At 70.5% G+C, this 12,869-nt stretch carries 11 protein-coding genes and 1 pseudogene; 5 read left to right on the forward strand and 7 right to left on the reverse strand.

The annotated features are described in order from the left end of the window. Position 1 precedes the first annotated feature (1 nt). From T9R20_RS04810 to aspS, 7 genes and pseudogenes are all read right to left on the reverse strand, one after another. Complete coding sequence (locus tag T9R20_RS04810) at positions 2–1,186, reverse strand: mechanosensitive ion channel family protein (RefSeq protein WP_322411411.1); 1,185 nt, start codon at positions 1,184–1,186, stop codon at positions 2–4. 118 nt (positions 1,187–1,304) lie between these two features. Continuing rightward, complete coding sequence (locus tag T9R20_RS04815; RefSeq protein WP_322411412.1) at positions 1,305–2,423, reverse strand: ABC transporter ATP-binding protein; 1,119 nt, start codon at positions 2,421–2,423, stop codon at positions 1,305–1,307. Continuing rightward, positions 2,420–3,259, reverse strand: coding sequence for an ABC transporter permease (locus T9R20_RS04820; protein WP_322411413.1), 840 nt, complete (start codon positions 3,257–3,259; stop codon positions 2,420–2,422). Before T9R20_RS04820 ends, T9R20_RS04815 begins: the two co-directional genes overlap by 4 nt. Then, positions 3,256–4,170: an ABC transporter permease gene (locus T9R20_RS04825; protein WP_416182943.1), complete on the reverse strand. Its 915-nt coding sequence runs from the start codon at positions 4,168–4,170 to the stop codon at positions 3,256–3,258. Before T9R20_RS04825 ends, T9R20_RS04820 begins: the two co-directional genes overlap by 4 nt. Positions 4,171–4,208: 38 nt before the next feature. Next, positions 4,209–5,357, reverse strand: a pseudogene (locus T9R20_RS04830) (ABC transporter substrate-binding protein). A 142-nt stretch (positions 5,358–5,499) separates the two neighbouring features. Next, positions 5,500–6,615, reverse strand: a complete 1,116-nt coding sequence (locus T9R20_RS04835; RefSeq protein WP_322411414.1) for a ScyD/ScyE family protein — start codon at positions 6,613–6,615, stop codon at positions 5,500–5,502. A 116-nt stretch (positions 6,616–6,731) separates the two neighbouring features. Beyond that, the gene (aspS, locus tag T9R20_RS04840; protein WP_322411415.1) at positions 6,732–8,072 is read right to left on the reverse strand and encodes an aspartate--tRNA(Asn) ligase; all 1,341 of its coding nucleotides are present in this window, start codon (positions 8,070–8,072) and stop codon (positions 6,732–6,734) included. Positions 8,073–8,193: 121 nt separating this feature from the next. Between aspS and T9R20_RS04845 the strand changes: the two genes are divergently transcribed. From T9R20_RS04845 to resB, 5 genes are read left to right on the forward strand one after another with little or no spacing between them, the layout of a single operon-like run. Beyond that, positions 8,194–8,865 (forward strand): DedA family protein, encoded by a 672-nt coding sequence (locus T9R20_RS04845; RefSeq protein ID WP_322411416.1) that lies wholly within the window; start codon positions 8,194–8,196, stop codon positions 8,863–8,865. A 49-nt stretch (positions 8,866–8,914) separates the two neighbouring features. Next, positions 8,915–9,544 (forward strand): histidine phosphatase family protein, encoded by a 630-nt coding sequence (locus T9R20_RS04850; protein ID WP_322411417.1) that lies wholly within the window; start codon positions 8,915–8,917, stop codon positions 9,542–9,544. Further along, positions 9,541–10,149: a TlpA disulfide reductase family protein gene (locus T9R20_RS04855; RefSeq protein ID WP_322411418.1), complete on the forward strand. Its 609-nt coding sequence runs from the start codon at positions 9,541–9,543 to the stop codon at positions 10,147–10,149. The genes T9R20_RS04850 and T9R20_RS04855 overlap by 4 nt, the downstream gene beginning before the upstream one ends. After that, on the forward strand, positions 10,146–11,027 hold the full coding sequence (locus tag T9R20_RS04860) for a cytochrome c biogenesis CcdA family protein (protein ID WP_322411419.1): 882 nt from the start codon (positions 10,146–10,148) through the stop codon (positions 11,025–11,027). Before T9R20_RS04855 ends, T9R20_RS04860 begins: the two co-directional genes overlap by 4 nt. Beyond that, complete coding sequence (resB, locus tag T9R20_RS04865) at positions 11,008–12,732, forward strand: cytochrome c biogenesis protein ResB (protein ID WP_416182944.1); 1,725 nt, start codon at positions 11,008–11,010, stop codon at positions 12,730–12,732. Before T9R20_RS04860 ends, resB begins: the two co-directional genes overlap by 20 nt. Positions 12,733–12,869: the final 137 nt, after the last annotated feature.

The following is a 12,869-nucleotide window of genomic DNA, read 5'->3' on the forward strand; positions in this document are numbered from 1 at the left end:
CTCAGCTCGACCGGGTCTCCTCGCCCTCACCACCCCCGGCGCCGCCGACGACGGGGATGGCCTGGGTGAACGCGCTCGCGCGCTCGACGGCCTCGGCGCTGCCGGTGAACAGCCCGCCGGTGTCGGGACGCGGTTCCTCGGGCTCTGCGATCTCGCCGCTCGCCTCGGTGAGGAGCACCCGCTGGGTGGGGAGCGCGGCAGGCATCGTCCGCTGCATCCAGGTGACCATCGACTCGCGCACCGAGCAGCGCAGGTCGAACAGGGTCGGCGCGTCGACGGCCGAGACGAGGACGCGCACCCGCACGTACCCGGCGACGGCGTCGGTGACCTGCAGCACCGCGGTGCGGCCGTCCCAGAGGTCGGTGTCGGCGAGGATGCGGGTCAGCTGGTCGCGCATCTTCGACGGCGACACCCGCCAGTCCACGTCGAGTTCGACCGCTCCGAGGATGGCACTGCCATCGCGCGTCCAGTTCTCGAACGGCGTCGTGGTGAAGTAGGTGCACGGCAGCACCAGGCGTCGCTCGTCCCAGAGGTCGAGCACCACGTAGCTGAGGGTGATCTCGCCCACGCGTCCCCATTCGCCCTCGACGACGACGACGTCATCGACCCGGAGCGCCTCGCTGAAGACGAGTTGGATGCCCGCGAACATATTCGCCAGCACCGACTGGGCGGCAAGGCCGGCGATCACCGAGGCGATGCCGGCGGAGGCCAGCACGCTCGCGCCGACGGCCCGCACCTCGGGGAAGGTCAGCAGGATCGCTCCGCCGGCGAGCACCACGATGATCGCGATCGCGAGGCGCCGGAGGATCAGCGTCTGGGTGCGGATCCGCCGCGCGACGCGGTTGTCGGGCACGTCGATGCGGTACCGCCCGAGGGCGAGGTCGGAGAGGAAGAGCACCATCGCCCCGACGAGCCATGCCCCGACGACGATCGTGAGGATCGTCATCGCCTGGTTCAGCGCCGGGAGCCACGACGGGTCGGGGAAGGTCACCGCGATCGCGACCCACAGCCCGATCACGAGCACGAACGCGCGGAACGGCCGGCGGGCGCGGGTGATGAGGGATGCGGGCCACTGGCGCTTGCGCACGAACAGGCGCATCGCGCCGGTGACAATCAGGGCGAGCGCGACGGCTCCGACCACGGCGATGGCGATGGCGATCGCGAACTGAAGCCATTCCTGCCACATGGGGGGTCCTCCGTTCGGGGGATCGGCGGAACGACCACCTTAGGCGACCCGCCGATGCGACCCTCTCATCGAGTGACCAGGCTCCGGTGGATCGCGCGCCGTGATCGCCGGCCGCGCGTCAGTCGCGTGCTCGCACGACCACGGGCTCGGGTGCGAGCGCGATGCGCACCCGATCGCCGAACTCGACCCGCTCGGACACCGGATGCTGCACCTGCACGAGCGATCCGTCGGCGGTGTGGACGAGGGTGCGACGGGAGCTGCCGAGGAAGGTGCTCTCCTGTACCACTGCGTCGACACCCGCATCGCCGGCGCCCGCGAGCCGGACGTTCTCGGGACGCAGGAACACCTCGACCTCGCCCGTGACGGGTGCGACCCCCTCGGCGGTGCGACGGGGCAGGGGGATGCCCCACACCTCCACCGTCTCTCCGACGATCGTGCCGGGGACAACGCTCGACACCCCCACGAAGGCCGCGACGTAGGCCGTCGCCGGCCGGAGGTAGAGGTCTTCAGGGGTGCCGATCTGCTCGATGCGACCGGCGTTCATCACCGCGATGCGGTCGGAGACTGCCAGGGCCTCCTCCTGATCGTGGGTGACGAAGACCGTGGTGATGCCCAGGCGCAGCTGGATGCGGCGGATCTCGTCCCGCAGCTGCACTCGAACCTTCGCGTCCAGGGCCGACAGCGGCTCGTCCAGCAGCAGCACCCGCGGCTCGGTGACGAGGGCACGGGCGAGGGCCACGCGCTGCTGCTGGCCGCCCGAGAGCTGATGGGGGAAACGGTCAGCCAGATGCCCGAGCCCCACGAGATCGAGCGCGTCGGCAGCGCGCGCCGCGGCATCCTTCTTCCCCACCCCCCGTCGGCGCAGCCCGAACGCGGTGTTCTCGAGGGCCCGGAGGTGTGGGAAGAGCGAGTACGACTGGAACACCATGCCGATGTCGCGCCTGTTGGTGGGGACGGATGACACGTCGCTGCCGCCGAGCAGGATGCGGCCCTCGGTCGCGCGTTCGAGCCCCGCCAGCACCCGGAGCGCCGTGGTCTTGCCGCATCCCGACGGGCCGAGGAGGGAGACGAACTCCCCGGGTGCGATGTCGAGGTCGACCCCGTGCAGCACCCGGGTGGCGCCGTAGTCCTTCACCACGGTGCGCAGCTCGACGCGGGTGCCGGTGCCGGCTTCGGCGAGAAGGGCGTTGTCGGCGGTGGCCGGGAGGGTGCGAGGGGTGATGTCGGAGGTCGTCACGAGCGGTTCCTTCGAAGCGTGCGGCGGGGGGAGGTGGGGCGGGGAGAGACGGCGGAGCCCACCCGTCCGGCACGCCCGATGACGAGCAGCAGCACGAACGCGAACGCGAGGGCGAGCAGGGTGAAGATGGCCGCGGCGTAGGCATCCTGCCTGTTGATGACGACGAGCCCCGTCTGCAGCACCTGCCGGTTCAGCAGGGACGCGATCGTGAACTCGCCGAGGACGACCGCCACCGAGATGAGGGATGCTGCGAGCAGTCCCTGCCGCAGGTTCGGCGCGATCACGCGGACGAGCACAGTGAACCATCCGGCGCCGAGCGTTCGTGCCGCCTCGGCCAGGGTCTTCACGTCGACGGCGTCGATGGAGGCCTGGATCGAGCGGTACGTGAAAGGCAGGACGAGGATGCCGTACGCGAAGGCGAGGGTCCACGCGCCGGTGCCGAGGGTGCGGCCGATCTGCAGGTAGATCGGGGCGAGCCCCACGACGAGCACGATGGCGGGGATGGTGATGGGGAGGAGGGCGAGGAACTCGAAGCCGCGCCTGAGCTTCGGGAACCTCAGCGCCACGAGCACCATCGTCGGGGTGAAGAGGACCAGCACGATCAGCACCGTCACTCCCGCGAGGAGGAGCGAATTGCCCAGGCCCGTCCAGATCGGCGCGTAGCGCGACGCGTTCGCCGGGTCGAAGACCGACAGCCAGCGCTCGAAGGTGTACGCCCCGCCGGCGGGTGAGGACAGCGTGAACAGGAACGTGGCCACGAAGGGCACGGCGAAGACGAACCCGACGACGACGCCGATGATCCCTCGGACGAGAGGGGAGGGGGCGATGCCTCTCATGCCTGCCACCTCGCCGTCCGCCGCTGGATGAGGGAGTACAGCCACATGACGACGGCGACGACCACGATCATGCCGAACGCGAGGGCGCCCGCGAGGTTCTCGCGGCCGAGCACGGTCTCGCTCGTGAGGGCGGCGCGGATCTGCAGCGGCACGATCTGCGACCCTTGGCTCGCGAGCGCCGCAGCGGTGGCGTAGGACGAGAACGCGTTGGCGAACAGCAGCAGCAGGCTCGCGAGGAAGGACGGGGCGAGTACGGGGAACCCGACGTGGCGCCAGAACTCGCCGCGCGTGCCGCCGAGGGTGAGGTGCGCCTCGAACCACTGCGGCCGGAGAGCGGCGAGAGCGGGCATGAACGTGATGACCATGAGCGGGATCTGGAAGACGAGGTAGGCGGGGATGAGCCCGGGGAGCGCGTAGATCCACGCGCCCCCGGCGAAGATGTCGATGCCGAGGGTGTCGCGGAGGAACCGGGTGACGATCCCCTGCGTGCCGATCGTCGCGATCATCGCGAAGGCGAGCATGACGCCGCCGAACTGGGCCAGCACTCCGGATGCCGCGTCCACCGTCGTGCGGACGATTCCCGTGTCAGGGAGGCCCAGCATCGCGTAGCAGACCGCCGCGCCCACGACCGCGCCGACGACGGCGGTGAGGAGGGAGATCCACGTCGAGTTCACGAACGTGGTGACGATCACGGGGTCGCCGAGGGCGGCGATGTTCGCCAGGGTGAACGCGCCGTCGCCGTCGAAGAGCCCCGACGCGATGGCGAGGACGGTGGGGAGGGCGAGGAAGAGCAGCACGTAGAGGGCGAACGGGGTCAGCCCCAGCCACGACCACTCGCGGACCGTGGCGCTGCGCGGGACGCGGCGCTGCCGCGCCGGAACCTGGGGCTCCGGCGCGGCAGCGCGTGTCACGTCGTCGGGGGCTTCCCCGGCGTGAGCGGGGGCCTGGGTCACTGGACCGCCGCTGCCCACTCCTGGCCGAGCAGCTCGCCGGCCGCCGCGCTCTGCTCCTCCGTCGGCACGACGGTGTCTGCGGGGGCCTCGGGCAGGGCCGCCGCGAGCTCCTCGTCGATCGTTCCGGCCTCGATCATCGCGTCCATGCGCACCGGGCGGGCGCCGCCCTTCAGCCAGAGGTTCTGCACCTCGTCGCTGTAGAGGAACTCCTGCCACAGCCGCGCGGCGGCGGGGTTCGGAGCATCCTTGTTGATCGCCTAGTTGTAGTACCCGGCGTACCCGGTGCCGGGGAAGACGACGACCTCCCAGTCGGGGTTGTCGGCGGCGTGGGCGGCGTTGAGGTAGTCCCAGTCGAACACGACCGGGGTCTCGCCGCTGGCGACGGTCGCCGAGGTGACGTCGAGCTTCAGCAGATTGCCTGCGGCGTTGAGCTCGGAGAAGAAGTCGATGCCGGGCTGGAAGTCATCGAGGTCGCCACCGGTCTGCACGGTCGCAAGGCCCACGGCGGCGAAGGCGGCGCCGGCCTGGGTCGGGTCGCCGTTCAGGGCCACCGAGCCCCGGTAGTCGTCGCCGAGGAGGTCTTCGATGCTCTCGGGGGCGGGGAAGCGCGCCGAGTCGTAGCCGACCGACATGTAGCCGCCGTAGTCGCCGACGAACAGGCCGTCAGGGTGCTTCAGCTCGTCGGGGATGTCGTCCCAGGTCTGCACCTGGTAAGGGGCGAAGTAGTCGGTGCTCTGCAGCGCCACGGTGAGGCCGAGGTCGAACACGTCGGGTGCGGTGTCGAGACCCTGGTTGGTCTCGGCGGCCTGGATCTCTTCGGCGCTGGAGGCGTCGGGGGACTGCTCGTTGACGGTGATCTCGGGGTAACGCTCCGTGAAGAGGTCGATGATCTCGCCGTAGTTCGCCCAGTCGCGGGGGAGGGCGATGACGTTCAGCTGGCCCTCGGCCCGGGCGGCCTCCTCGAGGTCTTCGAGTGTGCCGAAGTCTTCCAGGCTGGTCGCGGTGGCGGCGTCGACGCCGGAGTCGGACGAGGCGTCGCCGGAGCCGGAGGCGGCTCCGCCGCAACCGGCGAGGGTGACCGCGGCGGCGGTGGCCAAGGCCAGGACGGCGAGCGTGCGCGCCGCTGGGCGAGGGGTGCGTGACATGGGGTTGTTCCTCTCGGGTGAGCGCGCCGCGGTGTCGCGCCGAAACGCGCGGTGCGGGGGGACGAGAGGACGCTAGGGCCGCCCGGTTACGGGCGGCCCTAGCGCAGGTGAATCCCCGGTGCCGGGGGAGTGACGGACTGTGTCAGCGGAGCGACACCGCGAGCACCTCGCCGCCTCCGGGCAGGACGGAGCCCGTGCTGACGTAGGCGGTCTTGCCGGAGATCGCCACGCCGTAAGGCGCGAACAGCCCGGACAGCACTGCGGGGTGGCTCTCGCTGCCCGGCACGACCTGACGCAGCGATCCGATCGGCGCCTCGCTCTCGAGGAAGCTGCCGTCGTTGAACTGCACGGCGTAGAGCGTCTGGTTCTGCCAGGCGAGACTCGTGACGTTGCTCAGACCGGTCGCGTACACCGACGGCTCCTGCCCGGGCACGACGCGCCAGATGCGCGACTCACCGACCGGGAACGGGAAACCGAGCAGCTCGGAGACGTAGTACGCCCCGTCGGGACCCTTGACGACGTTCGTCGGCACCGATTCGGCGGGAATCGGGTCGCCGCCTCCCGGCGGCGGACCGAAGGCCGGGGGAAGCACGGCGATCGTGCGATCGGGAAGATTGCCACCGATCTCGATGATCGCGTTCGCGCCGGCGTCCGCCACGACCCAGCGCTTGCTGTTGACGTCGGCGAAACCGTTCGGGTTGGAGTCGATGGCGCCGCCGTCGGGGTTGTTCGCATCCTCGTACGCGGTCACGTCCTCGGTGATTGACAGTGACTGCCCGAGGCGGCCGGTCAGGATCGTGCCGAGTTCGGCGCCGTCGGGGCCGAGGGTCGCGCGGGCGGCACCGTTCGCGCCGAGCCCCATCAGCACCGCGACGTTGTTGCCGCGGACGCTCACAGCCGACGGACCGGAGGCGGCCGAGCCGTCAGGGCCGGCGAGCGAGGCGAGGCCCGTGATGACGCGAGTCTGCGTCCCGCGCTGAATCTGCGTGACGGCGCCCGTGTCTCCGAGGCAGACCGATCCCTCGGGGTCCTCCGGATTGACCAGGCACGGACCGTCGCCGCCGGTTCCCGCCTCGGCGACGTACACCGTGCCGCCGGCACCGATCGAGAGCTGCCTCGGGTTGTCCAGTCCGCTGGCGACGACCGTCGCCTGCGGGGCGGCCGTTGCCGGAGCGCCGGCCGCCGAAACGGCGACGACGGCCGCGGCGGCTGTCAAAAGGGCCAGGGCGGCCCGGGTGCGGAGTCTACGTCGACTCATGTGATCCCCCATCTGATCAGGGGATAAGGAAGAGCCTCCCTATCCCGCGCACAGCATGGCGGGCACCTCGGGAGGCGCGCAAGGGGCCCTGCCCCGCATTTTTCCCGAAACCCGTGCTACGGCGCGAGGCGCGTCGGGCCCCGGAACAGGAACGTCACCTCGCGGATCGACGACTCTCCGAGCAGCAGCATCAGCACGCGCGCGAGGCCCATGCCGAAGCCGCCGTGCGGGGGCACGCCGTACCGGAAGAAGTCGAGGTAGTGCTCGAGGCCCTCGAGCTCGAGGCCCTTCTCCACCGCCTGCTTCTCGAGCACCTCGACGCGGTGCTCGCGCTGCGCGCCCGTGGTGATCTCGGTGCCGCGATACAGCAGGTCGTAGCTCTTGGTGAGCCCCGTCTCCTCGTCGCGCATGTGGTAGAACGGCCGGATCTCGGCGTGGTAGTCGGTGACGAACACGAAGTCGTGGCCGAAAGTCTCCTTCACGTGCGCCGACAGCTGGCGCTCGCCCTCGGGGTCGAGGTCGCCGTCGGCGCGGGGGATCTCGTAGCCGCGGGCGGCGACGATCCCGCGGGCCTCGGCGAGCGGGATGCGGGGGAACGGCACCGCCGGCACCTCGACCTCGATGCCGAACAGGTCGCGGATCTCTTCGCCGTGCTTGTCCTTCACCGCGGCGATGGCGGTGGCCAGGAGCTGCTCCTGCATGGCCGCGACGTCTTCGTGCGAGTCGATCCAGCTGATCTCGGCGTCGATCGAGGTGAACTCGGTGGCATGACGGCTGGTGAAGGACGGGTCGGCGCGGAACGCGTCGGCGATCTCGAACACCTTGCCGAAGCCGGCGGCCTGCGCCATCTGCTTGAAGTGCTGCGGGCTCTGCGCCAGGTAGGCGGTCTGGTCGCCGAAGTACTCGAGCTGGAAGAGCTCGGCGCGGGACTCGGACGGGCTCGCCATGAGCTTGGGGGAGTGGATCTCGATGTAGTCGCGCTCCACCCAGTACGAGCGCATCGCGTGCTCGAGGGTGGTCTGCACCCGGAAGATGAGGTTGTTCCGGCGCTGACGAAGGTCGAGGAAGCGCCAGTCCATGCGCTTGTCCATGCCGCTGTCAGCCGCGATCGGCGTCTCGGGGAGGGCGGCGGCGGCGATCTCGAGCGAGGCGATCTTCACCTCGACCCCGCCGAGCTTCACACGCTCGTCGTGCTTGAGTTCGCCCTGCACGGTCAGGAAGGTGCCGGTCGCGAGCCCGGAGATCGTCTCGGTGAGAGCCAGCGCCGCGGCATCCTGGTCCGACGGCTCCTCCGTGGGCCGCGTGGCGGGATTGACCAGCTGAACCGCCCCGGTCTCATCGCGCAGAATGACGAACTGCACCTTCTTCTGGTCTCGGACGGTCTCGACCCAGCCCGAGACGGTGACCGGCCCGTCGGCGCGACCCTGCAGTTGTTCCACCAGCACGCGTTCACTCACGAGGGTCGAGTCTAGTCCGCGGCGTCCGGCGCCCCTGGGCCGGGGTGGTGGGGGATAACCCGAAACAATTCCGGTGGGTGCCGCACAGGTGCCCGTAACCTGCACCGCCTAGCCTGGGGGGATGGCTTCGGGAAGTGACGGTTCATGGCTGGGCGGGCTCATCGACTGGACCGTGTCCCTGATGGAGGTGATCGGCCCGGTCGGGGCCGGCATCGGCATCGCGCTGGAGAACCTGTTCCCTCCCCTCCCCAGTGAGATCATCCTTCCTCTGGCCGGCCTGACCGCCAGCCGGGGGTCGTTCACGCTCGCCGAGGCGCTCATCTGGACCACGCTCGGATCGATCGTCGGCGCGTTCGTGCTCTACGGGCTCGGCGCGTGGCTCGGGATCGTGCGCCTCCGCCGCATCGCGGAGTGGATGCCGCTGATGAAGGGCGAAGACATCGACAGAACCGTCGCCTGGTTCCACCGCCACGGCGCCAAGGCGGTGTTCTTCGGGCGGATGCTCCCGCTGTTCCGCAGCTTCATCTCCATCCCGGCGGGGATCACGCGGATGCCGCTGTGGCAGTTCGGGCTGCTCACGGCGGCGGGAAGCGCGATCTGGAACACGATCTTCGTTCTCTCGGGCTACTTCCTGGGCGAGGCGTGGCCGGTCGTGGAGCAGTACGCCGAGATCCTGCAGTACATCGTGATCGTCGCCATCGTCGTCGCCGTGGCGTGGTTCCTCGTGGTCCGTATCCGCGCTCTGACCGCCGAGCGTCGTGAGCGCGCCGAGGACTCCCCGAACGGCGGCTGAGAGCCTCGCGCTCAGCGGCCCCTCAGAACCGGGCCCATAGACTGGAGAGGTGCCCGCAGACCGCCTCCATCTCGTGCGTCACGGGGAGGTCGACAACCCCCGTCGCGTGCTCTACGGCCGTCTCCCCGGTTACGGGTTGAGCGCCGATGGGCGACGGATGACGCGTGAGGCGGCCGAATACGTCCGCGAGACCGGGCGCGGGGTGAGCCGCCTGGTGTGCTCGCCGCTGCAGCGCACCCGCGAGTCGGCCGAGCCGTTCACCGAGGCGTTCGGACTCGAGCCCATCGTCGACGAGCGCGTGATCGAGCCGACGAACGTGTTCGAAGGCAAGCGGATGTTCCGGGCTCTGCTGAACCCGTGGAACTGGCGCCATCTGCGCCGCCCCGCCCTGCCGAGCTGGGGCGAGCCGTACAACGAGGTGATCGCGCGGATGAACGCCGCGATGTCCGAAGCCTGGGACGCCGTGGACGGTGGCGACGTGGTGATCGTCTCGCATCAGCTGCCGATCTGGGTCACCCACCTCGCTGTGGCGGGTCTTCCCTCGCGGCACGATCCCCGCGAGCGCCGCTGCGCGCTGTCGAGCGTGACGAGCTTCGAGATGGTGAAGCAGAAGTGGACCGAGGTGGGCTACGTCGAGCCGGCGAGTCTGGCCGGCGCCCGCGACGAGGGCGCGATATGACCTCGCTCGCGCGGCGTGGCCGAGCCGCGGCATCCGCTCTTCTCACTCTCGCATTGGTGGGCGGGCTCGCCGCATGCTCGAACGACCCGCTCGCCGAGCAGTATCGCGAGGGGGCGAACACGGGCTTCATCGCCGGCGACTTCCGGGTCGTCGAGATCCCCGAGGCCGACCGCGGTGAGCCGGTGGCGTTCTCGGGCGTGCTCGACGACGGCTCGACGGTCACCGAAGCCGACTACGCCGGCGAGGTGCTGGTGGTGAACTTCTGGTACGCCGCGTGCGCGCCGTGCCGGGTGGAGGCGCCGTTCCTCGAAGAGGTCAATCAGGAGTACGCCGACGACGGAGTGTCGTTCCTCGGGGTGAACACCTACGACTCGGCGCAGGCGTCGCTGGCGTTCGCCGAGACGTACGGGGTCACCTACCCCAGCGCGCTCGCCGTGGAGGACGGCTCGATCAAGCTCGCCTTCGCCGAGCGGACGCCCCTGAACGCCACGCCGACCACGCTCGTGCTCGACCGCGAGGGCCGGGTCGCCGCGCGCATCATCGGGCAGCTCGAAGACGCCTCGGTGCTCGACACCATCGTGGGCGAGCTGGCGGGGTCGGCGTGAACGTCACCGCGCTGATCGCCGACGGTGCCCTGTGGCTGGCGCTGCCGATCGCGGTCGCCGCAGGGCTGGTGTCGTTCCTCTCGCCGTGCGTGCTGCCGCTCGTGCCGGGGTATCTCGGGTTCATCGGCGGTGCCGTGGCGCCCCGCCCGGTCACCGCGCGTGCTCCCGCGCCGGCCGGCGCGCGGACGATCGGCCCGGACGCGGACGATTCGGCGTCGGGCGTACGCGCCTCGGCCGATTCTCCGCGCGCGGAGACGGGTGCGGCGGCCGGCGCCGAGGATGCCGGGGGCACGCAGGCTGGTCGCGGACGCCTGGTGCTCGGCACCCTGCTCTTCATCGCCGGGTTCACCGTCGTGTTCATGGCGATCAACATCTTCGGCGGCACCCTCGGGCGGTTCTTCCTCGAGTACACCGACGTCATCACGCGGGTGCTCGGCGTCGTGGTCATCCTCCTCGGCCTGGTGTTCATCGGGGTCTTCGGGTTCGCCCAGCGGATCGCGCGCCCGCAGATCCGCAGCAGCCTGGGTCTGGTCGGTGCGCCGCTTCTCGGTCTTGCGCTCGGCATCGGCTGGGCGCCCTGCATCGGCCCCACGCTGAGTGCGATCCTGGCGATGTCGTGGAACTTCGGCGACCCCGTGCGCGCCGGCATGCTCGGGCTGGCATATTCGCTCGGCCTCGGCATCCCGTTCATCCTGCTCGCCCTCGGCTTCGGCTGGGCGGCGCGATCGGTGGCGTTCCTTCGCCGGCACATCCGCACCGTCAACCTCATCGGCGGCGCCCTGCTGGTGATCCTCGGCCTGCTGATGGTCACCGGAGTGTGGACGGCCATCATGGCGCAACTGCAGGGGGTGTTCCTCAGTGTCCCGCTCCCGCTCTGACGCCGGCGCCGGTGCGGGTGCCGGTGTGGCCGCGGATCCGCTGCGGCCCTCGGACCACGCCGACTCCGGATCATCCGCACCCGACCAGCCCGCGCTCGGACTCGTCGGATGGCTGCGCTGGGCGTGGCGTCAGCTGACGTCGATGCGCACGGCGCTCGTGCTGCTGCTGCTCCTCGCGATCGCCGCGGTGCCGGGTTCGATCTTCCCGCAGCGGAGCGCCGACCCCAACGGCGTCACGCAGTGGTTCACGGACAACCCCGACCTGGCGCCGGTGCTCGACAACCTCAGCCTGTTCGACGTCTACATCTCGCCGTGGTTCTCGGCGATCTACATCCTGCTGTTCATCTCGCTGATCGGGTGCGTGATCCCGCGCACGAGGCACCACTGGAAGGCGTTGCGTGCGCGCCCGCCCCGCACACCCGCGCGGCTGGCGCGGCTGGACGACCATCGCGAGCGGGTCGTGCCGGTGCCGCCGGAGGATGCCGCAGATGACGCGCGCCTCGCGATCGACCTCGCACACGATCAGCTGCGCCGAGCCGGCTACCGCGTCGAGCGATACGACGACGGGCTGTCGGTGTCGGCCGAACGGGGGTACCTGCGCGAGACCGGCAATCTGCTCTTCCACGGCGCGCTCGTCGGCGTTCTGCTCGCGGTGGGGATCGGCGGCGGCTTCACCTACACCGGTCAGAGCGTGATCATCGAGGGGCGCACCTGGGTCAACTCGCTGCTGGACTACTCCTCGTTCAACCCCGGCCGCTTCGTTGATGAAGAGCAGCTCGTGCCCTACTCGATGACGCTCGAGGACTTCGAGGTGACCTACCAGCCGGTCGGCTCCAACGGCGCAGGTCAAGCGGGCGACTTCGCCGCCAACCTCACGACGCAGCTCGCGGGAGAGGCGCCGCAGGAGGGTGTGGTGCGCGTCAACGCTCCGCTCGAACTCGCCGGCGACCGCATCTACCTCATGGGGAACGGGTACGCGCCGACCATCACCGTGCGCGATCCCGCGGGCGAGGTGGTCTTCTCCGAGGCGGTGCCCTTCCTGCCGCAGGACACGAACATGACCTCGCTCGGCGTGGTGAAGATCCCCGACGGACTGTCGGAGCAGCTCGGCCTGGTCGGCTTCTTCTACCCCACCGAGGCGCCGCTCGACACCGGGGCGTTCACCTCGGCCTATCCGGCGCTCATCAACCCGGTCGTCTCGCTCGACGTCTACGAGGGCGACCTCGGGATCGACGGCGGCATTCCCCGATCGGTATACGCGCTCGACACCGGTGACATGGAGCGGCTGACCGGCGGCGACACCGGCGTCGACTCGATCCAGCTCGCCCCCGGCGACTCCGCCGACCTCCCCGGTGGACGGGGGACGATCACCTTCGAGGACGAGGCGACCGAGGGCGCGCAGGGATACGACGAGTCGGTGAAGCGCTACGTCTCGCTGTCGGTGCACCGCGACGTCGGCGCGCCCTGGGTCCTGGCGTTCTCGGTGCTCGCCATGGCCGGACTCCTCGCAGGACTTTTCGTGCCCCGGCGCCGGATGTGGGTGCGGGCGACACCGTCGGGCGACCACGGTGGCGGTGAGGGAGCCGTGAAGCTCGAGTACGCCGGACTCGCCCGCGGGGAAGACCCGGGCCTCGCGACCGCGGTGGATCAGCTGGCCGAGCGGCATGGCTCCGCCGTGGACGGCGTGCTCCGCGAGCGCGTCTAGCCCGCGGCTGGGTCCCCGCCCCACCCTGCCCGCGAGGGTGCACCTCGCTCCCCGCGAGGGTGCACTCCGTGCTCGCGAGGGTGCACTCGCTCGGCGACGGGGCTCAGTCCCGCCGACCAACCCCCTTCGGGCGAAGC

It is taken from the genome of Microbacterium invictum (assembly GCF_034421375.1).
GTDB classification, from domain to species: Bacteria; Actinomycetota; Actinomycetes; order Actinomycetales; family Microbacteriaceae; genus Microbacterium; species Microbacterium invictum_A.

Coding starts and splice junctions, on each gene's coding strand:
- T9R20_RS04855 (WP_322411418.1), top strand. CDS start 9,541: ATGACCTCGCTCGCGCGGCGTGGCCGAGCCGCGGCATCCGCTCTTCTC.
- T9R20_RS04820 (WP_322411413.1), bottom strand. CDS start 3,259: ATGAGAGGCATCGCCCCCTCCCCTCTCGTCCGAGGGATCATCGGCGTC.
- T9R20_RS04810 (WP_322411411.1), bottom strand. CDS start 1,186: ATGTGGCAGGAATGGCTTCAGTTCGCGATCGCCATCGCCATCGCCGTG.
- T9R20_RS04835 (WP_322411414.1), bottom strand. CDS start 6,615: ATGAGTCGACGTAGACTCCGCACCCGGGCCGCCCTGGCCCTTTTGACA.
- T9R20_RS04845 (WP_322411416.1), top strand. CDS start 8,194: ATGGCTTCGGGAAGTGACGGTTCATGGCTGGGCGGGCTCATCGACTGG.